At 68.2% G+C, this 25,800-nt stretch carries 22 protein-coding genes and 1 tRNA gene; 10 read left to right on the top strand and 13 right to left on the bottom strand.

All coding sequences use genetic code 11. The features are described 5' to 3' along the window. Positions 1 to 183: 183 nt before the first annotated feature. From ACK4S2_RS06855 to ACK4S2_RS06840, 4 genes are all read left to right on the top strand, one after another. Positions 184 to 1,431: a sarcosine oxidase subunit beta family protein gene (locus tag ACK4S2_RS06855; RefSeq protein WP_409622000.1), complete on the top strand. Its 1,248-nt coding sequence runs from the start codon at positions 184 to 186 to the stop codon at positions 1,429 to 1,431. A gap of 91 nt (positions 1,432 to 1,522) precedes the next feature. Next, positions 1,523 to 1,846 (top strand): sarcosine oxidase subunit delta, encoded by a 324-nt coding sequence (locus ACK4S2_RS06850; RefSeq protein WP_409621997.1) that lies wholly within the window; start codon positions 1,523 to 1,525, stop codon positions 1,844 to 1,846. Then, positions 1,843 to 4,824 carry a sarcosine oxidase subunit alpha family protein gene (locus ACK4S2_RS06845; RefSeq protein WP_409621994.1) on the top strand — a complete coding sequence of 994 codons (2,982 nt, stop codon included), beginning with the start codon at positions 1,843 to 1,845 and terminating at the stop codon, positions 4,822 to 4,824. The genes ACK4S2_RS06850 and ACK4S2_RS06845 overlap by 4 nt, the downstream gene beginning before the upstream one ends. Further along, positions 4,817 to 5,377, top strand: a complete 561-nt coding sequence (locus tag ACK4S2_RS06840; protein WP_409621991.1) for a sarcosine oxidase subunit gamma — start codon at positions 4,817 to 4,819, stop codon at positions 5,375 to 5,377. The genes ACK4S2_RS06845 and ACK4S2_RS06840 overlap by 8 nt, the downstream gene beginning before the upstream one ends. A gap of 129 nt (positions 5,378 to 5,506) precedes the next feature. Here ACK4S2_RS06840 and ACK4S2_RS06835 read toward each other — a convergent pair whose 3' ends face one another. Then, positions 5,507 to 5,977, bottom strand: coding sequence for a disulfide bond formation protein B (locus ACK4S2_RS06835; protein ID WP_409621988.1), 471 nt, complete (start codon positions 5,975 to 5,977; stop codon positions 5,507 to 5,509). Then, positions 5,974 to 6,552 (bottom strand): YqaA family protein, encoded by a 579-nt coding sequence (locus tag ACK4S2_RS06830; protein WP_409621985.1) that lies wholly within the window; start codon positions 6,550 to 6,552, stop codon positions 5,974 to 5,976. The genes ACK4S2_RS06835 and ACK4S2_RS06830 overlap by 4 nt, the downstream gene beginning before the upstream one ends. A gap of 170 nt (positions 6,553 to 6,722) precedes the next feature. On the opposite strand from ACK4S2_RS06830, the gene ACK4S2_RS06825 reads away from it, so the two are divergent. Continuing rightward, positions 6,723 to 6,806, top strand: a tRNA-Leu gene (locus tag ACK4S2_RS06825). A 713-nt stretch (positions 6,807 to 7,519) separates the two neighbouring features. Next, on the top strand, positions 7,520 to 10,042 hold the full coding sequence (locus ACK4S2_RS06820) for a Hint domain-containing protein (protein WP_409621982.1): 2,523 nt from the start codon (positions 7,520 to 7,522) through the stop codon (positions 10,040 to 10,042). Positions 10,043 to 10,148: 106 nt separating this feature from the next. On the opposite strand, the gene ACK4S2_RS06815 is transcribed toward ACK4S2_RS06820, so the two are convergent. Both ACK4S2_RS06815 and ACK4S2_RS06810 read right to left on the bottom strand, forming a co-directional pair. Beyond that, positions 10,149 to 10,736, bottom strand: coding sequence for an NTP transferase domain-containing protein (locus ACK4S2_RS06815; RefSeq protein ID WP_409621979.1), 588 nt, complete (start codon positions 10,734 to 10,736; stop codon positions 10,149 to 10,151). A 9-nt stretch (positions 10,737 to 10,745) separates the two neighbouring features. Further along, positions 10,746 to 13,163 carry an FAD-dependent oxidoreductase gene (locus ACK4S2_RS06810; RefSeq protein WP_409621976.1) on the bottom strand — a complete coding sequence of 806 codons (2,418 nt, stop codon included), beginning with the start codon at positions 13,161 to 13,163 and terminating at the stop codon, positions 10,746 to 10,748. 361 nt (positions 13,164 to 13,524) lie between these two features. Between ACK4S2_RS06810 and rpsB the strand changes: the two genes are divergently transcribed. Both rpsB and tsf read left to right on the top strand, forming a co-directional pair. Continuing rightward, entirely contained in the window at positions 13,525 to 14,280 is a 756-nt protein-coding gene (rpsB, locus tag ACK4S2_RS06805; RefSeq protein WP_409621973.1) for a 30S ribosomal protein S2, read from the top strand. 80 nt (positions 14,281 to 14,360) lie between these two features. After that, entirely contained in the window at positions 14,361 to 15,272 is a 912-nt protein-coding gene (gene tsf, locus ACK4S2_RS06800) for a translation elongation factor Ts (RefSeq protein ID WP_409621970.1), read from the top strand. A 561-nt stretch (positions 15,273 to 15,833) separates the two neighbouring features. Here the strand turns inward: tsf and ACK4S2_RS06795 are convergent. Continuing rightward, positions 15,834 to 16,622 (bottom strand): helix-turn-helix transcriptional regulator, encoded by a 789-nt coding sequence (locus tag ACK4S2_RS06795; protein ID WP_409621967.1) that lies wholly within the window; start codon positions 16,620 to 16,622, stop codon positions 15,834 to 15,836. 163 nt (positions 16,623 to 16,785) lie between these two features. On the opposite strand from ACK4S2_RS06795, the gene ACK4S2_RS06790 reads away from it, so the two are divergent. After that, on the top strand, positions 16,786 to 17,967 hold the full coding sequence (locus tag ACK4S2_RS06790; protein WP_409621964.1) for an NAD(P)/FAD-dependent oxidoreductase: 1,182 nt from the start codon (positions 16,786 to 16,788) through the stop codon (positions 17,965 to 17,967). A 127-nt stretch (positions 17,968 to 18,094) separates the two neighbouring features. Here the strand turns inward: ACK4S2_RS06790 and ACK4S2_RS06785 are convergent, their stop codons facing one another. From ACK4S2_RS06785 to ACK4S2_RS06750, 8 genes are all read right to left on the bottom strand, one after another. Next, a complete protein-coding gene (locus ACK4S2_RS06785; protein WP_409621961.1) occupies positions 18,095 to 18,301 on the bottom strand; it encodes a DUF2892 domain-containing protein in 207 nt (68 codons plus the stop codon). Between the two features lie 103 nt (positions 18,302 to 18,404). After that, on the bottom strand, positions 18,405 to 19,049 hold the full coding sequence (locus ACK4S2_RS06780) for a Crp/Fnr family transcriptional regulator (protein ID WP_409621958.1): 645 nt from the start codon (positions 19,047 to 19,049) through the stop codon (positions 18,405 to 18,407). Further along, the gene (gene mmsB, locus ACK4S2_RS06775) at positions 19,050 to 19,922 is read right to left on the bottom strand and encodes a 3-hydroxyisobutyrate dehydrogenase (RefSeq protein WP_409621955.1); all 873 of its coding nucleotides are present in this window, start codon (positions 19,920 to 19,922) and stop codon (positions 19,050 to 19,052) included. Next, positions 19,919 to 20,956, bottom strand: coding sequence for an enoyl-CoA hydratase/isomerase family protein (locus ACK4S2_RS06770; protein WP_409621952.1), 1,038 nt, complete (start codon positions 20,954 to 20,956; stop codon positions 19,919 to 19,921). Before ACK4S2_RS06770 ends, mmsB begins: the two co-directional genes overlap by 4 nt. Continuing rightward, on the bottom strand, positions 20,953 to 22,098 hold the full coding sequence (locus tag ACK4S2_RS06765) for an acyl-CoA dehydrogenase family protein (protein ID WP_409621949.1): 1,146 nt from the start codon (positions 22,096 to 22,098) through the stop codon (positions 20,953 to 20,955). The genes ACK4S2_RS06770 and ACK4S2_RS06765 overlap by 4 nt, the downstream gene beginning before the upstream one ends. An 82-nt stretch (positions 22,099 to 22,180) precedes the next feature. Next, positions 22,181 to 22,612 carry a hypothetical protein gene (locus ACK4S2_RS06760; RefSeq protein ID WP_409621946.1) on the bottom strand — a complete coding sequence of 144 codons (432 nt, stop codon included), beginning with the start codon at positions 22,610 to 22,612 and terminating at the stop codon, positions 22,181 to 22,183. Positions 22,613 to 22,783: 171 nt separating this feature from the next. Continuing rightward, positions 22,784 to 23,203 (bottom strand): hypothetical protein, encoded by a 420-nt coding sequence (locus ACK4S2_RS06755; RefSeq protein WP_409621943.1) that lies wholly within the window; start codon positions 23,201 to 23,203, stop codon positions 22,784 to 22,786. 106 nt (positions 23,204 to 23,309) lie between these two features. Further along, positions 23,310 to 24,809 (bottom strand): CoA-acylating methylmalonate-semialdehyde dehydrogenase, encoded by a 1,500-nt coding sequence (locus ACK4S2_RS06750; protein ID WP_409621940.1) that lies wholly within the window; start codon positions 24,807 to 24,809, stop codon positions 23,310 to 23,312. Between the two features lie 100 nt (positions 24,810 to 24,909). Between ACK4S2_RS06750 and ACK4S2_RS06745 the strand changes: the two genes are divergently transcribed. Then, complete coding sequence (locus tag ACK4S2_RS06745) at positions 24,910 to 25,800, top strand: LysR family transcriptional regulator (RefSeq protein ID WP_409621937.1); 891 nt, start codon at positions 24,910 to 24,912, stop codon at positions 25,798 to 25,800.

The following is a 25,800-nucleotide window of genomic DNA, read 5'->3' as shown; positions in this document are numbered from 1 at the left end:
TTCCCCTTCCTCGTCGCCGATGTAGCCCTTTCGGCGCCCCGGCAAAAGCCCCGGCGAAGGCCGTGATGTCGCACTTGCCGCCGCATGTCGCTTTTCGCCCCCTTTGCGCCGTTTGCAGCACGGGGTAGAACCCTTTTTCTGTTCCATCACCGGAACGAACCACGCCCCCGGGGAGTCGCCGCCATGAAACGCTATTCGGTCTTTGCCATCGCCCGCGAGGCGCTGAGCTGGCACCAGGGCTGGGAACGCGCCTGGGCCAGCCCCGAACCGAAGAAGCGCTACGATGCGATCATCGTGGGGGCGGGCGGTCATGGCCTCGCCACCGCCTATTACCTGGGCAAGAACCACGGCATCACCAATGTCGCGGTGCTGGAAAAGGGCTGGCTGGGCGGCGGCAACACCGGGCGCAACACCACGATCATCCGTTCGAACTACCTGCAGGATCCTTCGGCGGCGATCTACGAAAAGGCCCGCAGCCTTTACGAAACCATGAGCCTGGATCTGAACATGAACGTCATGTTCAGCCCGCGCGGCGTGATGATGCTGGCCCAGACCGAACACGAGGTCCGCGGCTATCGCCGCACCGCCCATGCCAACGCGCTGCAAGGTGTCGCCACCGAATTCATCGGGCCCGAGCGGGTCAAGGAACTGGTGCCGATCATCAATATCAACGGCCCGCGCTATCCGGTGCTGGGGGCGCTGTGGCAGGCGCGCGGCGGCACCGGGCGGCACGATGCGGTGGCCTGGGGCTATGCGCGGGCCTGCAGCGCGATGGGCATGGACATCATCCAGAACTGCGAGGTCACGGGCGTCTCGCAATCGGGCGGCAAGGTCACCGGCGTCACCACCACCCGCGGCGACATCGCCTGCGACAAGCTCGGGATCGTCGTGGCCGGCCATTCGGGGCAACTGGCCGACATGGCCGGTTTCCGCCTGCCGGTCGAATCGCTTTGCCTGCAGGCGCTGGTGTCCGAGCCGATCAAGCCCTGCATGGACGTGGTGGTGATGGCCAACACCGTGCACGGCTACATGTCGCAATCCGACAAGGGCGAAATGGTCATCGGCGGCGGCACCGACGGGTTCAACAACTTCACCCAGCGCGGCAGCTTCCACCATATCGAGGAAACCTTGCGCGCGCTGGTCGAAACCTTTCCGATGATCTCGCGGCTCAAGATGCTGCGCCAGTGGGGCGGCATCGTGGACATGACCGGCGACCGTTCGCCCATCATCTCGAAAACGCCGCTCGGCAACTGCTTCATCAACTGCGGCTGGGGCACCGGCGGGTTCAAGGCCATTCCGGGCTCGGGCTGGGCGATGGCCGAACTGATGGCCAGGGGCGAACCGGGGCCGCTGGCGGCGGAATTCAGCATGTACCGCTTCCGCGAAGGCAAGTTCATCGATGAATCCGTTGCGGCAGGGGTGGCGCATTGATGCCCCGCCGCGTCCATTTTCTGTCCCGAAATATCCCGGGGGGTCCGGGGGGCAGCGCCCCCCGGCCTTTCCCGTTGCGCAAGGGCCTGCCATGCTGATCCTGACCTGCCCCTACTGCGGCGTCCGTGCCGAGGAAACCGAGCTGACCGCCGGCGGCGAAGCGCATCTGAAGCGTTTCGGCCCCGGGTCCACGGATGCCGAGTTCGAATCCTACATGTTCGCCCGCGCCAACCCCAAGGGCGTGCATTTCGAACGCTGGCGCCACAGCTATGGGTGCGGCAAGTGGTTCCTGGCCGCGCGCTGCACCGCCACGCTCGAGGTGTTCGGCACCTATCCGGCGCAAACCTCCGAACCCCCCGCCGATCTGATCGCGCATATCAAGGCCCGGCGTCCGGGCTGGGAAGGTGACAAATGAGCACCCGTCTGGCCAAGGGCGGCCGCCTGATCGACCGGTCGGCGGCGCAGGAATTCCGCTTCAACGGCAAGCGGTTCAAGGGTTTTGCCGGCGATACGCTGGCTTCCGCGCTGCTGGCCAACGGCCAGATGCTGCTGGGGCGCAGCTTCAAGTATCACCGGCCGCGCGGGCTGGTCGCCTCGGGCGCCGAGGAGCCGAACGCGCTGGTGGCCCTCGGCACCGGCGCGCGGCTGGAGCCCAACCAGCGCGTCACCACCACCGAGCTGTTCGATGGCCTTTCCGCCGCAAGCCAGAACCACTGGCCGAGCCTCGAATTCGACGTCGGCGTGGTGAACAACCTGGTCAGCCGCTTTCTGCCGGCGGGGTTCTACTACAAGACCTTCATGTGGCCGCGCGCCTTCTGGAAGCACGTGTTCGAGCCGGTGATCCGCCAGTCGGCCGGCCTGGGCCCGGCACCGAAGGACCGCGACGCCGACCGTTACGAACAGCTTTATGCCCATTGCGACGTGCTGGTGGCGGGCGGCGGCGTGGCCGGCCTGACGGCCGCCCTGGCCGCGGCCCGCGCCGGGCAGCGGGTGATCGTGCTGGAACAGGCCGCCCACTGGGGCGGGCGCGCCCCGGTGGATGGCGGCACGATCGACGGCAAGCACCCCGACCAGTGGGTGAAGGACGCGCTGCAAGCACTTGAAGCGATGCAGAATGTCACGCTGCGCGCGCGCACGGTGGTCGCCGGGGTCTACGACCACGGCTATGTCCTGGCCGAAGAACGCGTGGCCGACCACACCCCGGGCGACGGGCGGCCGAAAAAGCGGCTCTGGCGCATCCGTGCGGCGCGCATCCTGGCCGCCACCGGCGCCATCGAACGCCCGCTGGCCTTTGCCGGCAACGACATTCCGGGCGTGATGCTCGCCTCGGCGGTGCGCGATTACCTGGTCAACTGGGCCGTGTCGCCCGGCGACCGCACGGTGCTCGTCACCAACAACGACGACGGCTATCGCACCGCGCTGGCGCTGCGGGCGGCAGGGCTGGCGGTGCCGGCGATCCTCGATGCCCGCGACCGCGCCGATGGCGCGCTGCCGCAGGCCGCGCGGGCCGAAGGCATCCGGGTGCTGCCCGGCCACGGCATTGCCGCGGTCAAGGGGGCCAAGCGCGTGACGGCGGTGCAGGTCTGCCTGCAGGCCGGCGAAGGCGCCGTGGTCGAGGAAATCGCCTGCGATGCGGTTGCCATGTCGGGCGGTTGGTCGCCTGTGGTGCATTTGTGGAGCCATTGCGGCGGCAAGCTGCTGTGGGATGCCGACGCGGCGATGTTCCGCCCCGATCCGGCGCGCCCGCCCACCGGCGCCGACGGTGCCGCGATGGTGGCCACCGCCGGCGCCGCCTCGGGCGCGCTGACGCTGGCCGAGTGCCTGGCCGATGCCCATGCCGCCGCTGCCGGCACCGGCGCGGCCCCGGTCGGCGCGGCCGAGGACGAGGCCCCGCTGACCCCGGTCTGGGTCATGCCGCAAGGCGCGGGCGTTGCGCTGCGCAGCAAGATGTGGCTGGACTTCCAGAACGACGTGAAGGTCAGCGATGTGCAGCTGGCCGCGCGCGAAGGTTACACCAGCGTCGAGCATACCAAGCGCTACACCACGCTGGGCATGGCGACCGATCAGGGCAAGCTGAGCAACATCAACGGTCTGGCCGTGCTGGCCGACAGCCTGAACGCGGCCATCCCGCAGGTGGGCACCACCACCTTCCGCCCGCCCTACACCCCCGTCACCATCGGCGCGCTGGCGGGCGAGGCGCGGGGCGAAATCTTCCAGCCGCTGCGCCGCACGCCGATGCACGACTGGCACGAAACCCACGGCGCGCATTGGGAACCCGTGGGCCTGTGGCGCCGCCCCTATGCTTACCCGCGCGCGGGCGAAACCGTGCATCAGGCAGTGGAGCGTGAGGTGCTGAACGCGCGCGGCAATGTCGGGCTGCTCGATGCCAGCACGCTGGGCAAGATCATCGTCAAGGGGCCGGATGCCGGCCGCTTTCTCGACATGCTTTACACCAACGTCATGTCCAACCTGCCGGTGGGCAAGTGCCGCTACGGGCTGATGTGCAACGAACAGGGCTTCCTTTCGGACGATGGCGTGGTCGCGCGCCTGTCCGAGGACACCTGGCTGTGCCACACGACCTCGGGCGGGGCCGACCGCATCCATGCCTGGATGGAGGACTGGCTGCAATGCGAATGGTGGGACTGGCAGGTGTTCACCGCCAATGTCACCGAACAATACGGCCAGATCGCCGTGGTCGGCCCCAATGCGCGCAAGCTGCTGGAGGCGGTGGGCGGCATGGATGTCAGCCGCGAAAGCCTGCCTTTCATGGAATGGCGCGAGGGCAGCTTGGGCGGCCACCGTGTGCGCGTGTTCCGCATCAGCTTTTCGGGCGAGCTTTCCTATGAAATCGCCGTGCCGGCAGGCGAGGCGCGCAGCCTGTGGGATGCCCTGGTCGCCGCCGGCGAAGGCCTGGGCGCCATGCCCTATGGCACCGAGGCGCTGCACGTGCTGCGGGCCGAAAAGGGCTTCATCATGATCGGCGACGAAACCGATGGCACGGTGACGCCGCTGGACCTGAACCTCGGCTGGGCGGTTTCGAAGAAAAAGGCCGATTTCCTGGGCAAGCGCGGGATGGAGCGCAGCCACCTGTCCGACCCCGATCGGTGGAAGCTGGTGGGGCTGGAATCGCTCGATGGCTCGGTCATCCCCGAAGGCGCCTATGCGGTGGCGCCGGGCACGAATGCCAACGGGCAGCGCAACACCGAAGGGCGCGTGACCTCGACCTATTGGTCCCCGACGCTGAAGCGCGGCATCGCCATGGGCCTGATCCGCCGCGGGCCGGAGCGGATGGGCGAAATCGTCACCTTCCCCAAGCTGGGGGGCGGCGAGGTGAAGGCGCGCATCGTCGATCCGGTGGTCTACGACAAGGAAGGGGCGAAACAGAATGTCTGAGGCGGTTTCGGCCCTGGGGGGCCTTGCGTTCGACGGCTATGTGCAGGTGGCGGAGACCGGGCCGCACGGCATGATCGTGCTGCGCTCGAAAGGCGACGGGCTGGAGGGCGCGCTGGCCGCCCTTGGCCTGCCCGTGCCCGGCCAGCGGCGGATCGTGCAGGCCGGCGAACGGGCGGTGGCCTGGATGAGCCCCGACGAGTATCTGATCTGGCTGCCCTATGCCGAGGTGGCCGAGGCGGTGGCCGCGTTGGAGGCGGCGCTGGCGGGCCGGCACCATCTGGTGGCCAATGTGTCCGATGCCCGTGCGGTGTTCACCTTGCGCGGCACAGGCGCGCGCGAGGTGCTGGCCAAGGCCTGCCCGGTGGATTTCGCGCCGGGCGTGTTCGAACCCGGCGAGGTGCGGCGCACCCGGGCGGCGCAGGTCGCGGCGGCGGTGTGGATGAGCGAGGACGAGACGTTCACGCTGGTCTGCTTCCGTTCGGTCGCGCGCTATGTGTTCGACCTGCTGTCCACGCTGGCGCGCCCCGGATCGGAAGTCGGGCTTTACCGCTGAGCGGTCGGGCAGGGCGCGCGTGCGCCGCGGGCGCGCGCGCAGAGGGCGCGTGAGCAAAGGGGGGCGCGGTTGCCCCCATCGAGGGGGCGGCCCGCGCCGCGGGGCCGGCCCCGCACGCCGCCGGAAGGGCTAGCCCTTCCGGGCCATCCCGGCCGCGCCCAGCCAGAGGCCGGCCAGACCGAGGCTGAGCACCATGTTCCAGCCCGCCATCGACAGGCCGAGGAACGACCAGGCCACCGCATCGCAGCGCACCGGGGCGGCGACATCGGCCGTCGGGTCCAGCAACGCCTGGGTCGAAATGCCGGCAAGGCCGGGGCCGGTGCAGCTGCTCAGCCCTTGCCACCAGCCTTGTTCCACCCCGACGTGAAAGCCGCCGATCCCGGCGGTGGTCAGCGCGGCCAGGGCCCCGAGCAGCGGCCAGACCCGCCCGGGCAGCGCCAGCGCCAGCGCCCCCGCAACCAGGGCCGCCAGATGCGGCCAGCGCTGCCAGATGCATAGCACGCAAGGGTGCAGGCCCCCGACATACTGAAAGGTCAGCGCCCCGAGCAGCAGCGCCGCCGAGCCGCCAGCGGCCGCGAGGATCAGGGAGTTGCGCGTCAAAATGCCCTCAGCACCAGAAAACCGCCCAGCAGCATCGCCACGAACAGCGTGAACATCAAGCCCAGCCGCTGTTCCACCAGATCACGGATCGGTGCGCCGAAGCGCCACAGCAACGCTGCCACCACGAAAAACCGCAGGCCTCGCGCCAGCAGCGAGGTGAGCATGAAGGTATCGAGCGGCATGGCGGTAAAGCCCGACATGATGGTGATGACCTTGTAGGGAAAGGGCGTCACCCCCGCGACCAGCACCGACCAGAAGCCGAAGTCGTTGAACCGCGTGGCGAATTCGGCCATCGCATCGGCCTTGCCGAGGGATTGGAGGATCGGGCGGCCCAGCTGCTCGAACGCCAGCGCCCCGATGCCATAGCCCAGCAGCCCGCCCAGCACCGAAGCCGCCGTGCAGACCGCCGCGATCAGAAAGGCGCGCTGGCGCGCGGCCAGGATCATCGGGATCATCAGGATGTCGGGCGGGATCGGAAAGACCGAGCTTTCCACGAAGGCCACCGCTGCCAGCACCCACAGGGCATGGCGATGCCCGGCAAGGGACAGCGTCCAGTCGTAAAGGCGGCGCAACATGGCGATTTCCCTGCAGCTGAGGCCCCGCGCTTGCCCGATGCTGCGGCCGAGGTCAAGGTGCGGCACGCCGCGCGTCTCGGGGCTTGAACAAGCCTGCAAGGCGCCTGTATAGAGAGCGCGCGCCCGGGCGGCCCAGTGGGGTTGCCAGCTACCATCGGGCGCAGGCGTGGGCGGGTGTGGTGGAATGGTAGACGCGGCAGACTCAAACTCTGCTTCCGAAAGGAGTGTCGGTTCGAGTCCGACCACCCGCACCAGCGCAGTTCCCCGATCGGCGACGTTTCCCTTCTCGTGCTGACGCTTGCGGCGCAGGGCTGATTCGTGCGCCCGTTTCCGGCATCGGGGCGCCATCGGCAACAAAACCGCAGGATTACCGGAATATCGTTGGGTTTCGGAAACCGTGCTTCTGGCACTGCGGCAAAAAAGTGCAAATCTGGTAAAGCGGCGCGCGCAGCCTCGCGCCACAATCTCTGTTTCCAAATCCTTGATGTCCTGCGCGCAAGGGTTGTGGGACGCCGCGCTTTCGACCCGGTTTTTCCTAAAATTGCGTGAAAATCCGCAGGATCGGATTTCCGGTTTGGAAACGCACCCCGGAAGCCGCCGGCCACAGCCGGCCCACGGTGTCGGTTCCATCGCCGCGGTCGCGCCGCGTTCATGCCGCTTTTCGCTTTGCCGGCGCCCGCGGCGGGGGTAAAAACGAAGCACGCCTTGCTGGGGCGGAAACGAGGGCCGTGGGGGCGGTCGTAGTGGTGATGCGGGCGGGGTCTGCGCCCGACAGGTATCGTGCTGTCTGAAGGGCAGGCGGCGCCGCTTGTGCGGCGGCTGCTCACGATCCCCCATCATCCTGCGTCTGCCCGCATGGCGTTGCGATCCACCCGGAAAGCGCGCCGCTGCCTGGTCCCGTTCGGGTCAGGCCGGGTAATCGATCGGTGCGTGGCAGGTGGCCCGTATCGGACAAAGGGGTTTGGCGATGCCGGTCTTCGCGCTGTACAATTTCAATGACACGGACACCACCATTCAGGATTCCGCGCTCGGCAACGGCGCGCAGAACGGGCTTTACATGAACGGTGCCGTGGCCTCGGGCGGGCAGGCGGTGCTGGATGGCGTGGACGACATCGCCAAGATCTATGCCAGCCCGATCTTCCAGATGGACCGCGGCACCCTGGCGATGAAGTTCACCCAGACCGCGCATGTCGGCGACAACCCCAACACCATCCTGTCGCGCGACAGTGTGGGCAATGCCGAAGGCGGCGGCTATCGGGTCGAGGTGCTCAAGACCGGGGCCATCGTCGTCAGCCACGAGACCGCGTCGGAAACCGTCACCTGGACCACCGGACCCGGCTTCATGCAACCGGGCGATACCATCGATTTCAGCTATTCCTGGGATTTCGGCGGGTCCGAGCCGGGCCGGCTGGTGATCTCGAACATCACCACGGGCAACACCTATTCGGCCGACGTGCCGAACACGGTGACGATGGACATGGGGTCGCAGAACCAGAACTGGATCATCGGCGGCGGCCAGGCGGCCAGCCCGCCCGACACCCTGGCCGGGATCGACCAGCATTTCAACGGCACCGCCGAGTTCCTGTCCTTCTCGGACAGCATCGACAACAAGGGCAACGCCGACCCGATCGCCAATCCCGACACCGCCGTGACCGACGAGGATACCTCCGTCACCATTCCGGTGCTGGCCAACGACAGCGACCCGAACGGCGACACGCTGACCGTGACCGGTGCCACGGCGACCAACGGCACCGTCACGGTGAACCCGGACGGCACGCTGATCTATACGCCCAACCCCGATTACAACGGGCCCGATACCATCACCTACACCGTGACCGACGGCAACGGCGGGTCCGCCACCTCGACCGTTGCGGTGACGGTCAACCCCGTCAACGACGCGCCGGTGGCGAACGACGATACCGCCTCGACCGCGTTCAACACGCCGGTGACCATCGCCGTGCTGGCCAACGACACCGATGTCGATGGCGATGCTCTGGCCGTTCTGGGCACCCCGACCAGTGCTGACGGCACCGTGACGGTCAACCCGGACGGCACCATCACCTTTACCCCGAACGCCGGCTTCAGCGGCGTGGCGGTGATCGACTATGGCGTGACCGACGGCAACGGCGGCACCGATACCGCCCAGGTGCTGGTCACCGTGGGCGCCCCGCTGCGCGATGGCATCGTCTACGGCACGGCGGCGGGCGACCTGATCGACGTGGCCTATACCGGCGACAACGACGGCGACATGATCGACGCTGGCGACGCGATCCTGCCCAACACCGCGCCCGACGACGATTTCGTGCTGGCCGGTAACGGCAACGACACCGTGCTGGCCGGGCAAGGCAACGACCTGGTCTTCGGCGAGGATGGCGACGACGAGCTTTACGGCGGCGACGGCTTCGATGCCCTGTTCGGCGGCAACGGCAACGATGCGATCTATGGCGGGGCCGACAACGACCTGCTGGATGGCGATGCAGGCGACGACCTTCTGTTCGGCGGCACCGGCGACGACGCGCTGATCGGCGCTGACGGCAACGATACGCTGAACGGCGATGCCGGCAACGATACCCTGGTCGGCGGCAATGGCGACGACCTGCTGTTCGGCGGCGACGGCAATGACGTGATTGCCGGCGGCACCGGCAACGACACCATCACCGGCAGCACCGGCAACAACACCCTGTCCGGGGGCGACGACCGCGACGTGTTCCTGGGCGCGACGGTGGGCGACCTGATCGACGGCGGCGAAGGCGGCGACGACTTCGACACGCTGGATCTGCGCGGCTCCGGCCCGCTGCGCGTGACCTACGACAGCGACAACCCGGAAAACGGCATCGTCAGCTTCCTCGACGCCGACCGCAACGTGATCGGCACCACCCGTTTCGTCAACATCGAGAATGTCGTGCCCTGCTTTACCCCCGGCACGCTGATCGCCACCCCGCGCGGCGAAGTGCCGGTGGAAGACCTGAAGGTCGGCGACCGCGTCATCACCCGCGACAACGGCATCCAGGATATCCGCTGGGTTGGGCGGCGCGACATGACCGCGGGCGATTTCGCCGTGGCGCCGCATCTTCGCCCGGTGCTGGTGCGCAAGGGGGCGCTTGGCAACGGGTTGCCCGAACGCGACATGATGGTCAGCCCGAACCACCGCCTGTTGGTGGCCAACGACCGCACTGCGCTCTATTTCGACGAACACGAGGTTCTGGTGGCCGCCAAGCACCTGCTGGCGGGCGAGGCGATCCGCGCCATCCATTCGTCGGGCACGTCCTACATCCACTTCATGTGCGACCGGCACGAGGTGGTGCTGTCGAACGGCGCCTGGACCGAGACCTTCCAGCCGGGCGACCAGACCCTGAAAGGCATGGGCAACGCCCAGCGGTCCGAGCTGTTCGAGATTTTCCCCGAGCTCAAGACCCCCGCCGGGGTCGAAGGCTATGCCGCCGCGCGCAAGACGCTGAAGCGGCACGAGGCGCTTTTGCTGGTGAGGTGACAGGCTTATGCAGCGATGACGGGGGGCGGCCGGCACGGTTGCCCCCCGTTGTTGTTGTCGGGCGGGTTGCGCCGGGCCGCATCGGCCCGCCGGCGACCGCCGCCGCTCAGCTATGGTCCGGGTTGGCGCGGCGCCAGGCCGCCCAGTCCTCGGGCGTGTCCAGATCGGTCAGCGCGTGGCGCGCCGGCAAGGGCACCAGGCGCAGCCGATCGGCATGGCGGGCCAGCAAGGGCCGCGCGCCGGTATCGCCCGACAGCCGGCGAAGCTCGGCCAGCAGATCGGGCGGGATCACCACCGGATGCCCCGGGGTGCCATCGGCGCCGGCACCGCGCAGGATGGCATCGGGGGCAAGCGCGGCCTCGGCCATCAATGTGGCAAGGTCGGAGGTATCGAGATCCGGCATGTCGGCGGGCAGCACCAGCAAGGCGCGCCCCGTTGCCGCCCGCGCCCCGGCCCGCAAGGACGCGGCCATGCCTTCGCCTGCATTGCGCAAGGTCTGGATTGCCACATCCAGCCCGGCCAGCGCGGCGGCACGGTCGGGCCGGTCGGGGGGCAGCGTCACCAGCACCGGCGCCAAGGCCGCGGCCATCGCCGCCTGCCGGCGCAGCAGCGGCACGCCTCCTACGGGTTCCAGCAGCTTGTCGCCCCCGCGCATGCGCGAGGACGACCCGGCCGCCGGCAGCAGGATCAGCACCGGCCCGCCTCAGGCCCGCATCCGGCCGCCATCGTCCCACAAGGGCGCCAGATGCACGCGGGCAGGGCGCCGCTCGCCCAGGATCTCGATTTCGCAGGCCAGCCCGTCAGCGACCCGGTCGGTCGGCAGAAAGCCCATCGCCACCGACTTGCCCGTCCAGTGGCTGAAACCGCCCGAGGTGCAGAAACCCACCACCGCGCCGTCCAGCCAGATCGGTTCCCAGGCCACCACATCGGCCTCGTCGGCATCGACGACAAAGGACACGAGCTTGCGCTTCGGTCCGGTTTCGCGTTCGGCCAGCGCTGCCGCCTTGCCGATGAAATCGCCCTTGGTCCAGCGGATGAAGCGGTCGAGCCCGGTTTCCGCCGGTGTATAGTCGGGGCTGAACTCGCGCCCCCAGGACCCGAACCACTTGTCCAGGCGCAGGCTCATCATCGCCCGCATGCCGAAGGGGCGCAGGCCCAGGTCCTTGCCGGCCGCGGTCAGCACATCCCACAGATGCCGCACCGACATGTGGTCGGTGAAAATCTCGTACCCCAGATCGGCGGTGTAGCTGACGCGCTGCACGATGCAGTTGGCCATGCCCACGGTCATGCGGCGAACGTCCATGAAGCGGAACGCCTCGGCCGACACATCGGCACGGGTCACCCGCGAAAGAAGCTCGCGCGCCTTCGGCCCCGCGATCTGAAAACCCGAGCGTGCGTCCGAAATGTTCTCGACCCGCACATCCTCTTGCGCGTTCTGTTCGAACCAGCGTTCGTGCCAGCCTTGCGCGCCGTAGCTCGCCGTCAGCTGAAACTCGGTGTCCGACAGGCAGGACACGGTGAAATCCCCGATGATCTTGCCCGAATGCGCCAGCATCGGGGTCAGCGACAGCCGCCCCGGCTTGGGGATCGCCCCGGCCATGATCCGGTCCAGCCATTCCCGCGCCTTCGGCCCGGTTACCCGATACTTGCCGAAGTTCTGCACCTCGTTGATGCCCACGCCGGTGCGCACCGCGCGCACCTCCTGCGCGGTCGCCTCCCACGCGTTCGAGCGGCGGAAGGTCGGCTGTTCATAGCGCGGCTCGCCGGGGAGCGCGTGGTAGTTCACCACCTCCAGCCCGTATTGCTGGCCCCAGACGGCGTTCATGCCATCGAACACCTCGTACATCGGCGTGGTGCGGAACGGGCGGGCGGCGGGGCGTTCCTCGTTGGGGTAGGAAACGCTGAACCGCATCTGGTAATTCTCGATCACCTTGGGCACGGTATAGCCGGGCGAGGTCCAGTTGCCGAACCGCGCCACGTCGAAACCGCGCGGGTCGCGCTCCACCTCGCCGTGGATCATCCATTGCGCCAGCGCCAGCCCCATGCCGCCGCCCTGGCTGAAGCCGGCCATGACCGCGCAGGCCGACCAGTAGTTGCGCAGGCCGGGAACGGGGCCGATCAGCGGGTTGCCGTCGGGCGCAAAGGTAAAGGGCCCGTGGATCACCCGCTTGACGCCCGAGCGTTCCAGCACCGGAAAGCGGCGATAGGCAAAGGCGACCGAATCCTCGATCTTGTCCCACTGTTCGTTCAAAAGCTCATGCCCGAAGCCCCAGGGCGTGCCGTCCACCGACCACGGCTCGCAGGGCTTTTCGTAAAACCCGATGCACAGCCCGCGCCCTTCCTGGCGAAGGTAGCTTTCGCCGCCCGGGTCCATCACATGCGGGAACTCGCGCCCCGATTTCAGGATCTCCACGATCTCGGGGATGTCATCCGTCACCAGATACTGGTGCGCCATCGGCAACAGCGGCAGATAGACGCCGGCCATCGCCCCCACCTCGCGCGCCCACAATCCGGCGGCGTTGACCACATGTTCGCAGGTCACCGTGCCCTTTTCGGTCACCACTTCCCAGCCTTCGCGGGTCGGGCGCGTTTCCAGCACGCGGTTGTGCAGCACGATTTCCGCCCCGCCCATCCGCGCGGCCTTGGCATAGGCATGGGTGGTGCCCGAAGGGTCGAGGTGCCCGTCCAGCGGGTCGTAAAGCGCGCCGATGATGCCGTCGAGGTTGACCATCCCGTCGGTCAGCTTCCTGATTTCCTCCGGCCCGAGAATCTCGGTATCCAGCCCCATGTAGCGGTGCTTGGCGCGCTCGGCCTTCAGCATCTCGAACCGGGCCGGGTTGTCGGCCAGCGTGATGCCGCCGACATGGTGCAACCCGCAGGACATGCCGGTAATCGCTTCCAGCTCCTTGTAAAGCCGGATGGTATAGCCTTGCAGCGCCGCCATGTTGGTGTCGCCGTTCAGCGTGTGGAATCCGCCCGCCGCATGCCAGGTCGACCCGCTGGTCAGGTCGGACCGTTCGATCAGCATCACATCCGACCAGCCCAGCTTCGTCAGGTGATACAGCACCGAACAGCCGACGACTCCGCCACCGATCACGACGACGCGGGTATGGGTTTTCATGGAACGACTCCTGAATCTTTGCGCCGACAGTCCGATTGCGCCCGCCGGAATGCCTTTCCGTTTGCGACAGAATGTGTCGTATTCCTGTTTCTCCCGGATGGTCCTGCCGGCGGCCCCTTCACCTTGACCGAAATATCCCGGGGGAACGGCGCGGCACGCGCCGTGGGGGCAGAGCCCCCGCCTGCGCCGCCGCGTGGTGCGCCGCGCCGATCTGCCCTTGCGCGGTGCCGCGATCCGGGCTAAGGGCGGCGCACTTCACAGGCCCGGGCGGGTCTGGCGGGGGAGTCATCCCTGTCAGGTCCACCGGTTGGGGCACATGCCCTGAATCCCGGGCCAAGGCGCAAACCGGAAAGGAACCACGATGGCGCTTCCCGAATTCACCATGCGGCAGCTCTTGGAAGCTGGCGTGCACTATGGCCACCAGACCCAGCGCTGGAACCCGAAGATGGGCGAATACATCTACGGCGACCGCAACGGCATCCACATCATCGACCTGACCCAGACCGTTCCGCTGCTGGACCAGGCGCTGAAGGTCGTGCGCGATACCGTCGCCCGCGGCGGGCGCGTGCTGTTCGTCGGCACCAAGCGTCAGGCGCAAAAGGCCGTCGCCGACGCGGCCGAAAAATGCGCGCAGTATTACATGAACCACCGTTGGCTCGGCGGCACGCTGACCAACTGGAAGACGGTGTCGCAGTCGATCCAGCGCCTCAAGCAGATCGACGAGCTGATGGCCCACGGCGCCGAAGGGCTGACCAAGAAGGAACGCCTGAACATGGAGCGCGAGCAGGCCAAGCTGCAAGCCTCGCTCGGCGGCATCCGCGAAATGGGCGGTGTGCCGGACCTGCTGTTCGTGATCGACGTGGGCAAGGAAGACCTCGCCGTGCTGGAGGCCAACAAGCTGGGCATCCCGGTCGTGGCCGTGGTCGATACCAACTGCTCGCCCAAGGGTGTGCAGCACATCATCCCGGGCAACGATGACGCGGCCCGCGCCATCGCGCTCTACTGCGATCTGGTCGCCCGCGCGGCGCTCGACGGCATGACCGCCCAGATGGGCGCTGCCGGCATCGACATCGGCGCGATGGACGAAGCCCCGGTCGAAGAAGCCGTCGAGGGCTGAGCCCACCCGTCACCGGATTGTTGCGGGGCGGGGGTATTCCCCGCCCGCTTTACATCACACCCGACAAAGGAGAAGCCGACATGACGACGATCACGGCTCAGATGGTCAAGGAACTGCGCGAAGCCACCGGCGCGGGCATGATGGACGCCAAGAAGGCGCTGACCGAAGTGGGCGGCGATTTCGACGCGGCCGTGGACTGGCTGCGCACCAAGGGCCTGGCCAAGGCCGCGAAAAAGGCCGACCGCGTGGCCGCCGAAGGGCTGATCGGCGTGGCCGTGCGCGACGGCCGCGGCGTGGCGGTCGAGATCAACTCGGAAACCGACTTCGTGGCCAAGAACGCCGACTTCCAGGCCCTGGTCCGCGACGTGACCCGCGTGGCGCTGGAAACCGGCGATTCGGTCGAGGTGGTGAAGGCCGCGCACCTGAACGGCAAGACCGTCGAGGAAGTGGTGCAGGAGGCCATCGCCCGCATCGGCGAAAACATGACCTTCCGCCGTCTGCACGTGCTCGAAGGCTCGACCGTGGTGTCCTACGTCCATAACGCGGCTGCCGAAGGCATGGGCAAGATCGGCGTGCTCGTCGCGCTGAACGGCCCCGAGGACAAGGCGCAGGCGATCGGCAAGCAGTTCGCCATGCACATCGCCGCCACCAACCCGCTGTCGCTGTCCGAGGCGACGCTGGACCCGGCCGTGCTGGAACGCGAACTCGCCGTGCAGACCGCCAAGGCGCTGGAAGAAAACGCGTCCTCCGCCAAGCCCAAGCCCGAGCAGGTGATCCACAACAACATCATCCCGGGCCGGATGAAGAAGTTCCTGGCCGAAAACACGCTGCTGGGTCAGGCCTTCGTCATCAACCCGGATGTCACCGTCGAACAGGCGGCCAAGGAAGCCGGCGTCGAGATCACCGGCTATGCCCGCGTCGCGGTCGGCGAAGGCGTGGAAAAGAAGGAAGAGGACTTCGCCGCCGAAGTGGCGAAGATGGTTCAAGGCTGAGCCCGCGATCCGGCGGCAAGGGGGGCTGCGGCTCCCCTTGATTGCCGGACGGCACAAGGCCCGAACCGCCCGGCACCCTGGCAGAAGACCCGAAAACGAAAACGGAGCAGTCTGGGGACTGCTCCGTTTCCTTTTGCGCCCCCGTTCGGGGATGAGCGGGGCGCATCGGCGGGGACCGGGGTTGATCCGGTCGGGGACCCCGCCTGAAATCCGCGCGGGGAAAATCTGTAGCGTTCGATCTGGCAAGCTGGAAAATCGGGGCTTCCCAATGGCTCGACTGTGCCATGCCGGTCTGGGGCCGCACAGTCGGGAAAACCTTACCCGGCGCATGAAGTTTGCCGGCCAAGGTTTTGAATATGAAAGATATGCGCGAAAAACAACGGGCCGACAGGCCGAAATTGCCTGCCGACCCTGCTTCCGGTTGCCCGGTCAAGCAACGCTGCGCCCGGTGTCGGGTCGCTGCGACGCTGTTCCTGGCATGCGCCACCATGCCATGAACGCGCACATCCTGCCGCTTGACGCAAGGGCAAGGCGGTCAGGGAAACCTGACCTTGCGCCCGGTCAGGCTCCGGTGCCGCCACGGCCGAGGCGCGAGGGATCGCCTGCGAACAGGTGGTTGAACAGGGCCGCCTTGGCAACCGCATGGGCGGTGGTTTCCACATCCAGCGCCTCGCGCGCCAGGCGCAGGTGCTTTTCCACCATCGCCGGCGAGATGCCCATGATGATGGCGATATCCTGTGTGGTCTTGCCTTCGGCGACCCATTCCAGCGCCTCGCGCTGGCGCGGGCTCAGCGGGCGGCGCTGCACCGGAAACGGCATGCCCTGCATGCGCAGGTGCATCATCTGGCAGATCGCCATGATCTCGCCGCCCTTGTCGGCCCACAGCGCATCGACCTCTTGCTGCGTCGCGCCCGGGGCGGCGGCCAGGCCCATCGCGGCCCGGCTGCGCGGCGAGGGGTCGGCAAAGCTGATCGAATAGCCCGCCACCAGACCCGCCTTGCGCGCCATGTCCTGCGCGGCCAGTTCCTCGGCCGACAGCCGCCCGGCGCGGCGCTCCTGCTCGGCCCAGGACCACGAGCAGGCGCCGGTGTTGTGCAGCACCCAGCGGAACATCGGCGTGCGCATGAAGAAGCCGATGTCGAAGTAGCCGCTCATCACGCTGCGCGGGTGGTTGGACAGGAACACGGCATCCTGCGTGTCGCCGATCGAACCGTCGCGGCCCGAACGCGTGGCGCCATAGGTCACCCGGTCGAAGCCGTAATCCGCCAACGCGGCCAGAAGCAGACCCCACAGTTCTTCGGGCGTGCGCGCATTGCCGATGCGCTGCAGATGGACCAGGGCGTTGCTCAAGTTCGAACCTCCCACCGGCACGGCGACTCGCCCTTCGGCCGCGGGTTGCGGCAGAGGCAGACGTTTCAGTCCAAGGCTTGTCGATCTCATCCCGTTTCTCCTAATACAGGGGCGCACCCGGCCCTGTCCATGCGCGGCGCGGGCGGCCCGTATGGAGATGACCTTGCAGACGAACCGTGATGTGATCGTGATAGGCGGCGCCGTGACCGGCGCTTCGGTGGCGTGGTGGCTGACCAGACTCGCGCCTGGGTTGCGCGTCAGCGTGATCGAGCGCGATCCGACCTATGCGCGGGCGGCGACGGCGTTGTCGGTCGCCTCGATCCGCAGCCAGTTCTCGAACCCGGTCAACGTGCAGATTTCGCGATTCGGGGTGCAGTTCCTGCGCGATTTCGAATCGGAGCTGGGGCTGGCACCCGGGCAAGGCGACCTGGGGCTGAAGGAAAACGGGTATCTGTTCCTTGGCGGTTCGCCCGAGGCGCCGGGGGTGATGGCGGAAATCGCGGCCATGCAGCGCGATCTGGGCGCGGCCACGCAGGTGCTGACCCCGGCCGAAGTGGCGCAGGCCTGGCCCTGGATGCAGACCGCCGACCTGACCGCCGGCAGCTTCGGCCCGCGCGACGAAGGCTGGTTCGACAACATGGGGCTGCTGGGCGGGTTTCGCACCGCCGCCCGGCAGGCGGGGGTGGAGTTCGTGCAGGACGTCGCCGTGGGGCTGGTGATGGAAGGCGACCGGGCCTGCGGCGTGCGGCTGGCCTCGGGCGCGGTGCTGGGTTGCGGTGCGGTGGTGAACTGCGCCGGCACGCGATCGGCCGAGGTGCTGGCCTGGGCCGGCATCGCCTTGCCGGTCGAGCCGCGCAAGCGCACCGTCTTCGTGATCGACGCCCCGAACGCGCGCCACCCGGAGGCGCCGCTGATCATCGACCATCAGGGCTATTACATGCGCCCCGAGCAAGGCGGATGGATCACGGCGACCGTGCCGCAGGACGACGGCCCCTGCGATGCCGACGATTTCGAGCCCGACGCCCACCTGTTCGAGGAGGCGATCTGGCCGATGCTGTATCAGCGGTCCGAAGGGTTCGACGCGGTGAAGGTGCAGCGGCTGTGGGTCGGGCATTACGACTACAACACGCTGGATCAGAACGCGATCCTTGGCAGGGTGCCGGGGCGGCAGGGGCTGTTTCTGGCCTGCGGCTTTTCGGGGCACGGGTTGCAGCAATCGCCGGCGGTGGGACGCGGCATGGCCGAGCTGATCGTGCATGGCGGGTATCGCAGCCTCGATCTGTCGGAACTCGGGATGGAGCGGGTGGTGGAAGGGCGCCCGTTCCTGGAACGCGCCATCGTCTGACCGGCCCGGGCAGGCCGGCGGCGTCGCCCCCATCGAGGGGGCGCCGCCGCCGCGGGGCCGGCCCCGCACGCCGCCGGAGGGGGCGCCGCCCCCTCCGCGACCACCCCGGGGCCGGCGCGGTGCGGGGTCAGCTCTTTTTCATCGGGCAGGTGTTGATGCCGAAAATCGAATAGAGCGGGCAGGTGCTGAACAGCCCCGTGGCCAGCGGCACGATGCCGATGAGATAGAGCCAGCGCATCGAGGCTTCGGTGTTGAGGAAGAAGCCGGCGATCAGCGCAAGGCCCACCACGATGCGCAGGATGCGGTCGATGCCGCCGACGTTGGTTTTCAGCATGTCGGTTCCCTTTGTCTGGTCTTGCCTTTGTCTGGCCTTGCCCCTGTGCGGGGCGGCCATGCCCACAGCCTAGCGCAACACGCGCGCGCTGTCTGTGACGCCGTCACACACCGGCTGCCAGCCGCAGCAGCGCGGCCCGATTGCTCAGGCGGATGCGGCCGCGGTCGGTTTCGACCAGGCCCTGACGGACCATCGCCTCCAGCCGGCGCGACACCACCTCGCGCGCGGTGCCGATGCGGGCGGCCAGTTCGGCCTGGGTGATGCGCACGGTGTCGTCCGCCGCCAGTTCCAGCAAGGCCGCGGCCAGCCGCGCCTCGACCCGGGCAAAGGCCACGCGTTCCAAGAGGGCGGTCATGTCGGCCATGCGCGCGGCAAAGGCGCGAAAGACGAAGGCACGGAAACTGGACGAGCCGTCCATCAGCGCGTGGAACAGCGCGGCCGGCACCGACACCACGCGGATGTCGGTCGCCGCGGTCGCTTCGGCGGTGTAGGGCGCATCGCCCAGCAGGCCCAGCGTGGTCTGCACGCAGCTTTCGCCCGGCTCCACGGCGTAAAGCAGGATCTCGCGCCCCGAAGGCCCGGTCAGATGCACCTCGACCCGGCCCGCCAGCACGATGGCAAAGCCGCGTGCGCGGTCGCCCGGCGCGAACAACCGGGTGCCGCGCGGCAGATCCTGGGCCGGCAAGGCGTCAAGCCGGGCGCGGGTCGCCGCGTCCAGCCCGGGCAAGGCGGTGCCGGCCCAGCCCATTCAGCCGCGACCGCGCTTTTCGAACCGGGGCAGCATGGCGGAAAAATCCATGCCGCGGCCGTCTTCGCGTTCGACGAACTGTTCGTAGAGCGCCGCCGCCAGCTGCCCCATCGGGGTATCGGCATCGGCCGAGGCTGCGGCCTGCTGGCTCAGGCGCAAGTCCTTGAGCATCAGCTCGGCCGCGAAACCGGGCTTGTAGCCGTTGTCGGCGGGGCTCTTGGGCCCGACGCCGGGCGCCGGGCAGTAGGCGTTCATCGTCCAGCTGTAGCCCGACGAGGTCGAGACCACGTCGAACATCTTCTGGCGGTCCAGCCCAAGCTTGTCGGCCAGGGCAAAGGCCTCGCAGGTGGCGATCATGGTGACGCCCAGGATCATGTTGTTGCAGATCTTGGCGGCCTGGCCGGCGCCGGCCGCGCCGCAATGCACGGCCTTTTGCCCCATCGCGTCGAACAGGGGTTTCACCTTGGCAAAGGCATCGTCGCTGCCCCCGGCCATGAAGGTCAGCGTGCCTGCCGCCGCCCCGCCCACGCCGCCCGACACCGGCGCATCCAGCGCGCCAAGCCCCGCCGCCGCCGCCTGTTCGGCCACGGCGCGGGCGCTGTCGACATCGACGGTGGAGCAGTCGCACAGCACGGCACCCGGGGCCATCGCCGGAATCACCTCGGCCGCGACCGCGCGCAGGATGGCGCCGTTGGGCAACATGGTGATGACCACGTCGGCGCCCTTCGCCGCCTCGGCCGCGCTGGCCGCGCGGGCGACGCCTTCGGGGCAGGGGGCGGCGAGGTCGAACCCTGCGACCTGATGCCCTGCCTTGACCAGGTTGAGCGCCATCGGCGCCCCCATGTTGCCCAGCCCGATGAACCCGACCTTCATGTGTTCTTCTCCTCGAATGTCAGCGCATCCGCCCCCAGCGGCAGAAGCATGGCGGAAACCTCGACCGCGGGCACCGCGTCCGGCGCCGCGTGGCGCCAGGTCGGGTTGCGGTCCTTGTCGATGATGGCGGCGCGGATGCCTTCGAGGAAATCCGCCTTTTCCATCGCGCGAAAGGTAAAGCGGTATTCCATGGCCAGCGCCGTGCGGATGTCGGGCGCATCGCCCAGCCGGTGCAGCGCCTCGACGGTGCAGGCCATCGACAAGGGCGAATTGCGCCGCAGGGTCTTCAGCGTGTCGCGGGCAAAGTCGCTGTCCTCGGCCTGCAGCGACCGCACGATGTCGCCCAGCGTTTCGCCGGCAAAGTGCCGGTCGATGGCCGGGCGCAGCGACGCCAGCCGGCCCGGCGGCGGGGTCTGCGCGGCCAGCTCGGCCCGGCCGGTTTCCACGATGCGGGCCTTGGCCGCCTCCCATTCCGCCTCGGGCAGATAGACATCGGCGAACCCGGCCAGGATGGCATCGGCCGCCCCCATCCGCGCGCCCGTGCAGCCGAGGTATTCGCCCAGCCGGCCGGGGGCACGGGCCAGGATCATGGTGCCGCCCACATCGGGGATCAGGCCGATGCCGCATTCCGGCATGGCGATCTGCGCGCTTTCGCCCACCACGCGCAGGCCCGCGTGGCAGCCCACGCCCACGCCCCCGCCCATGGTGAAGCCTTGCAGGAAGCTGACCGTGGGCTTGGGAAACTCGAACAACCGCGCGTTCATGCGGTATTCGTCGCGCCAGAAGCGGCGGCCATAGCTGTAGTCGCCGCGGGTGCCGGTGGCGTACATTTCCGCAATGTCGCCGCCCGAGCAGAAGGCACGCGGGCCTTCCGCGTCGATCAACACCACCTGAACGGCGTCGTCCTGGCCCCAGGCGCGCAAGGCCGCGTCGATGGTCCTGCACATCTCGTAGGTCAGCGCGTTCAGCGCCTGCGGCCGCGTCAGCGTGATGCGCCCCGCACGCCCCTGCACGCGGATGTCGATGTCGCTCATGCCCGCCCCGCCAGCATCGCGCGCGCCACGATCACGCGCATGATCTCGTTGGTGCCTTCGAGAATCTGGTGCACGCGCAGGTCGCGCACGATCTTCTCGATCCCGTAATCGGCCAGATAGCCGTAGCCGCCGTGCAGTTGCAGGCACTGGTTGGCCACGTCGAAGGCGGCATCGGTGACATACATCTTGGCCATGGCGCAGAACTTGGTGGCGTCGGCCGCGCCGGTATCGAGCTTCCAGGCCGCCTGGCGCAGGAAGGTGCGGGCCGATTGCAGCTTGACCTCCATTTCGGCCAGGCGGAACTGCAACCCCTGGAACTGGTCGATGGTCTTGCCGAAGGCCTTGCGTTCGCCCATGTAGGCCAGCGTCGCATCCAGTGCCGCCTGCGCGCCGCCCAGGGCGCTGGCCGCGATGTTCAGCCGCCCGCCATCCAGCCCCGCCATCGCATAGACAAAACCGCGTCCTTCATCCCCGATGCGGTTTTCCAGCGGCACAAGGCAATCGTCGAACTGCACCTGTGCGGTGGGCTGCGACCGCCAGCCCATCTTGTCTTCCAGCGCACCGAAGGACAGGCCAGCGGTGCCGTTTTCGACGATCAGGGTGGAAATGCCCTTGGGGCCATCCTCGCCCGTGCGGCACATCACGACATAGACGTCGGAATACCCGCCGCCCGAAATGAAGGCCTTTGTGCCGTTCATCCGGTAGCCTTCGTTGGTCTTTTCGGCCCGGGTGCGCAAGGCGGCGGCATCCGACCCCGACCCCGGCTCGGTCAGGCAATAGCTGAACACCTTTTCCATGCGGCACAAGGCGGGCAGCCACCTTGCCTTGACCTCGGGGCTGGCGAACTTGTCGATCATGCCGCCGCACATGTTGTGGATCGACAGGAACGAGCCCACCGAAGGGCAGGCCATCGCCAGCGCCTCGAACACCAGGGTGGCGTCCAGCCGGGTCAGGCCCGATCCGCCATGCTCCTCGGACACGTAGATGCCGCCCAGGCCCAGCTCGGCCACCGAGGCCCACAGCGCCTTGGGGATGGTGCCCTCGGCCTCCCACGCCCGGGCATGGGGGGCGATGTGTTCCTGCCCGAAGGCATGGGCCATGTCGAAGATCGCCTGCTGTTCCTCGCTCAAGCCGAAATCCATGTGCTCCTCCTTCGCTGCGGACCTGCCGCGCGTCTAACCCCGGAATGCTGCAAGAATGTTGCCTCGACCCCGGCGCGGGCAGTCAGGCCAGGGGGTGCTGGTCCAGCGCCAGCAGCGCCGCGACCGACCGTTCGGGCACGCCCAGCAGCGCCAGCGCCTCGGCCTCGTCCTCGATCACGCGGATGGCGATGCTGTCGAGCCCCTCCCACGACCGGCGCGCCATCTGCGCCAGCACCTGCCCGGGCCGCGTCGGCGCCAGGAACAGGACCAGCTGTTCGGGGCCGCCCGGCATCAGCGCGGCGGCGATCTGCGCCTGCTGGCGCAGCAGGGCCGGCCAGTCGCGGTCTACCCCTGTCACGTGCGTCAGATCCACAAGATGCCGCATCCCCGGCCGGTATCCCGGCGCCCGCGTGCTGGCCTGCACCGCCTCGGAGGGTTCGTGCAGCCGGGTCTGCCCGCTGTAGCGGAACAGGATCAGGTTGCGCGGCGCAAGCAGCCGGAAGGTCACGGACATGAGGAACAACACACGACGAACGCGCGACCAAGCATAGCGACACCTGCCGCAAGGTCAACCCGTCGCCCCGGTCAGGGCTCGTGCAAGCTGGCAGGGGACGGATGGTGCAGCGGTGCATCGGCGGGCTCTCCGGCTCGGGCTTGGGGCCCGGCGGCCTTGGCGCCGGGCAGGTCAGGCAGGGCTGCGCATCAGGTCGGCAAAGCGGCGGTCGCGCAGGCCCAGCACCTCGCAGGCGGCTTCCTCGTCCTCGACGACCCGGACCACCGTTCCGGGCAAGCCGTCCCATGACCGCCGGATCAGCGCGGCCATGCTTTGCCCCGGTGCCGTCGGCGCGTGATAGACCAGCAGGCTGTCTTCCGTTTGCGGGCCCAGGTTTTCCAGCGCCTTGGCCTGCAAGGCCAGGTAGGCCGCATAGTCGCGTTCCACCCCCGTCACCGCGCTCAGGTCGAACAGGTGCTTCATGCCGGGGCGAAAGTCGGGATGGCGTGCGCAGGCGGCCACGCTTTCCGCCGTTTCGGCGATTCCGACCGATCCGCTGAACACCACGAACACCAGGTCGTGCTGCGGCAGGATGCGGAAGGCGACAGGCATGGACACTCCCGTGTCAGGGCGGCGGGCCCCGAGGCTAGCGCAGCACCGGCCCCGGGTCCAGTCGGCCCGCGCCCCCCCCGGCACGAGGGGGCCGCGCGGCCTCGGGTCAGTCCATCGCCTTGAAGTTGAAGGCCGAGCCTTCCTTGATGCCGCTGGGCCAGCGCGAGGTGACGGTCTTGGTCCGGGTGTAGAACCGGAAGGCATCGGGGCCATGCTGGTTCAGGTCGCCGAAGCCCGATTTCTTCCAGCCGCCGAAGGTGTGGTAGGCCAGCGGCACCGGGATCGGCACGTTGATCCCGACCATGCCGACGTTCACCCGGTTGGCAAAGTCGCGCGCGGTGTCGCCATCGCGGGTAAAGATTGCGGTGCCGTTGCCGTATTCGTGGTCCATCGCCAGCTTCAGCGCGTCTTCATAGGTCTTGGCGCGCACGGTGGACAGCACCGGCCCGAAGATCTCGGTGCGGTAGATGTCCATGTCCGGGGTCACGTGGTCGAACAGGTGCGGGCCGACGAAAAAGCCGTTCTCATAGCCTTGCAGGCTGAAGTTGCGCCCGTCCACCACCAGCTTGGCGCCCTGTTCCACGCCGCGGTTGACCAGCCGCAGGATGTTGGCCTTGGCGGCGGCGGTCACCACCGGGCCATAGTCCACGTCGTTGCCGGCGGTGTAGGGGCCCACCTTCAGCTTTTCAATGCGCGGCACCAGCTTTTCGATCAGCGCGTCGGCGGTCTTGTCGCCCACCGGCACCGCCACCGAAATCGCCATGCAGCGTTCGCCGGCGGCGCCATAGCCTGCGCCCACCAGCGCATCCGCCGCCTGGTCCAGATCGGCGTCGGGCATGATGATCATGTGGTTCTTCGCACCGCCGAAGCACTGCGAGCGTTTGCCGTTGGCCGCGGCGCGCGAGTAGATGTAATGCGCGATCGGGGTCGAGCCGACAAAGCCGACGGCCTGGATGGTCGGGTTGTCGAGAATCGCATCGACCGATTCCTTGTCGCCGTTCACCACCTGCAGCACGCCGTCGGGCAGGCCGGCTTCCTTGCACAGTTCCGCCAGCATCAAGGGCACCGAGGGGTCGCGCTCGGAGGGTTTCAGGATCATGGCGTTGCCCGCCGCCAGCGCCGGGCCCATCTTCCACAGCGGGATCATGGCGGGGAAGTTGAACGGCGTGATGCCGGCCACCACGCCCAGCGGCTGGCGCATGGAATACATGTCGATGCCGGGGCCGGCGCTGTCGGTAAACTCGCCCTTCAGCATCTGCGGCGCGCCGATGCAGTATTCGATCACTTCCAGACCGCGCTGGATGTCGCCCTTGGCGTCGGGAATGGTCTTGCCGTGCTCGCGGCTCAGCACCTCGGCCATCTTGTCCATGTCGCGGTTGATGAGCCCGACCAGCGCCATCATCACCCGGCCGCGCTTTTGCGGGTTGGTGGCGCCCCAGGCGACCTGGGCGCGGGCGGCATCGGCCACGGCGGCATCCAGTTCGGCCTTGCTGGCCAGGGCCACGCGGCCTTGCACTTCGCCGGTGTGGGGGTTGTAGACATCGGCCGTGCGGCCCGAGCTGCCGGCAACGCGCTTGCCGTTGATCCAGTGTCCGACTTCATACATGGGCTGTCCTCCCGAAAACTGGCGGCATCCTAGGCTTGCAGAATTGCCCGCAAAAGGGGAAATCCAGCAAAACGGTTTTGCATTTGTGCAAAGGTCGGTGATGGACTGGGACGATCTGCGGGTGTTTCTGGCCGTGGCGCGCAGCGAAAGCCTGTCGGCCGCGGGCAAGATTCTGAAATGCGATGCCGCCACCGTCGGCCGCCGCATCGCCCGGCTCGAAGACGCGGTGTCCGCACAGCTGTTCGCCCGTTCGGCGCAAGGCTATGCGCTGACCGATGCCGGCGCCCGGCTGGTGCCCCATGCCGAACAGGCCGAACAGGCGATGTCGGCCGCGGCCGAGGATCTGGGCGGGGCTGCCGGGCGCATCACCGGGCAGCTGCGCATCGGCGCGCCCGACGGTTGCGCCAATTACCTGCTGCCGCAGGTCTGCGCCGCCATCTGCGACGCCCATCCGGGGCTGGAAATCCAGATCGTCGCCTTGCCGCGGGTGTTCAACCTGTCGCGGCGCGAGGCCGACATGGCCATCGCCGTGTCGCCGCCGGCCGCCGGGCGGCTGACCGTGCAGAAGCTGACCGATTACCACCTGCACCTTGCCGGCCATGCCGATTACCTCGCGCGCCACCCGCCCGTGGCCACCCGCGCCGATCTCGCCGGCCACCGCATGATCGGCTACATCCCCGACATGATCTTCGACAAGGAACTGGATTACATGGCCGAAACCGGGGCCGGTGGGGTGACGCTCGCGTCCAATTCGGTCTCGGTGCAGATGCAGATGATCCGGGCCGGGGCAGGGCTTGGCATCGTGCACGACTTTGCCATTCCCGCCTGCCCGGGGGTGGTGCGGGTGCTGCCCGACCAGATCGTGCTGACCCGCAGCTTCTGGCTGATCCGCCACGCCGACGACCGCCGGTCGGACCGGCTGAACCGCCTTGCCGAGGCGCTGGCCGCCGGCCTGCGCCGCGAGGTGGCGCGGCTGGAAAGCCTTGCTTGA

This window comes from Gemmobacter sp., assembly GCF_046292685.1.
GTDB lineage: Bacteria > Pseudomonadota > Alphaproteobacteria > Rhodobacterales > Rhodobacteraceae > Wagnerdoeblera.
Note: the sequence above shows the minus strand (reverse complement) of the source record. Positions and strands in the feature narration are given on the sequence as shown.

Coding starts and splice junctions, on each gene's coding strand:
- mmsB (WP_409621955.1), bottom strand. CDS start 19,922: ATGAAGGTCGGGTTCATCGGGCTGGGCAACATGGGGGCGCCGATGGCG.
- ACK4S2_RS06755 (WP_409621943.1), bottom strand. CDS start 23,203: ATGCCTGTCGCCTTCCGCATCCTGCCGCAGCACGACCTGGTGTTCGTG.
- ACK4S2_RS06785 (WP_409621961.1), bottom strand. CDS start 18,301: ATGCTGAAAACCAACGTCGGCGGCATCGACCGCATCCTGCGCATCGTG.
- ACK4S2_RS06855 (WP_409622000.1), top strand. CDS start 184: ATGAAACGCTATTCGGTCTTTGCCATCGCCCGCGAGGCGCTGAGCTGG.
- ACK4S2_RS06765 (WP_409621949.1), bottom strand. CDS start 22,098: ATGGATTTCGGCTTGAGCGAGGAACAGCAGGCGATCTTCGACATGGCC.
- ACK4S2_RS06770 (WP_409621952.1), bottom strand. CDS start 20,956: ATGAGCGACATCGACATCCGCGTGCAGGGGCGTGCGGGGCGCATCACG.
- ACK4S2_RS06840 (WP_409621991.1), top strand. CDS start 4,817: ATGTCTGAGGCGGTTTCGGCCCTGGGGGGCCTTGCGTTCGACGGCTAT.
- ACK4S2_RS06810 (WP_409621976.1), bottom strand. CDS start 13,163: ATGAAAACCCATACCCGCGTCGTCGTGATCGGTGGCGGAGTCGTCGGC.
- ACK4S2_RS06745 (WP_409621937.1), top strand. CDS start 24,910: ATGGACTGGGACGATCTGCGGGTGTTTCTGGCCGTGGCGCGCAGCGAA.
- ACK4S2_RS06830 (WP_409621985.1), bottom strand. CDS start 6,552: ATGTTGCGCCGCCTTTACGACTGGACGCTGTCCCTTGCCGGGCATCGC.
- ACK4S2_RS06780 (WP_409621958.1), bottom strand. CDS start 19,049: ATGGGCTGGGCCGGCACCGCCTTGCCCGGGCTGGACGCGGCGACCCGC.
- ACK4S2_RS06820 (WP_409621982.1), top strand. CDS start 7,520: ATGCCGGTCTTCGCGCTGTACAATTTCAATGACACGGACACCACCATT.
- ACK4S2_RS06760 (WP_409621946.1), bottom strand. CDS start 22,612: ATGTCCGTGACCTTCCGGCTGCTTGCGCCGCGCAACCTGATCCTGTTC.
- ACK4S2_RS06850 (WP_409621997.1), top strand. CDS start 1,523: ATGCTGATCCTGACCTGCCCCTACTGCGGCGTCCGTGCCGAGGAAACC.
- ACK4S2_RS06750 (WP_409621940.1), bottom strand. CDS start 24,809: ATGTATGAAGTCGGACACTGGATCAACGGCAAGCGCGTTGCCGGCAGC.
- tsf (WP_409621970.1), top strand. CDS start 14,361: ATGACGACGATCACGGCTCAGATGGTCAAGGAACTGCGCGAAGCCACC.
- ACK4S2_RS06845 (WP_409621994.1), top strand. CDS start 1,843: ATGAGCACCCGTCTGGCCAAGGGCGGCCGCCTGATCGACCGGTCGGCG.
- rpsB (WP_409621973.1), top strand. CDS start 13,525: ATGGCGCTTCCCGAATTCACCATGCGGCAGCTCTTGGAAGCTGGCGTG.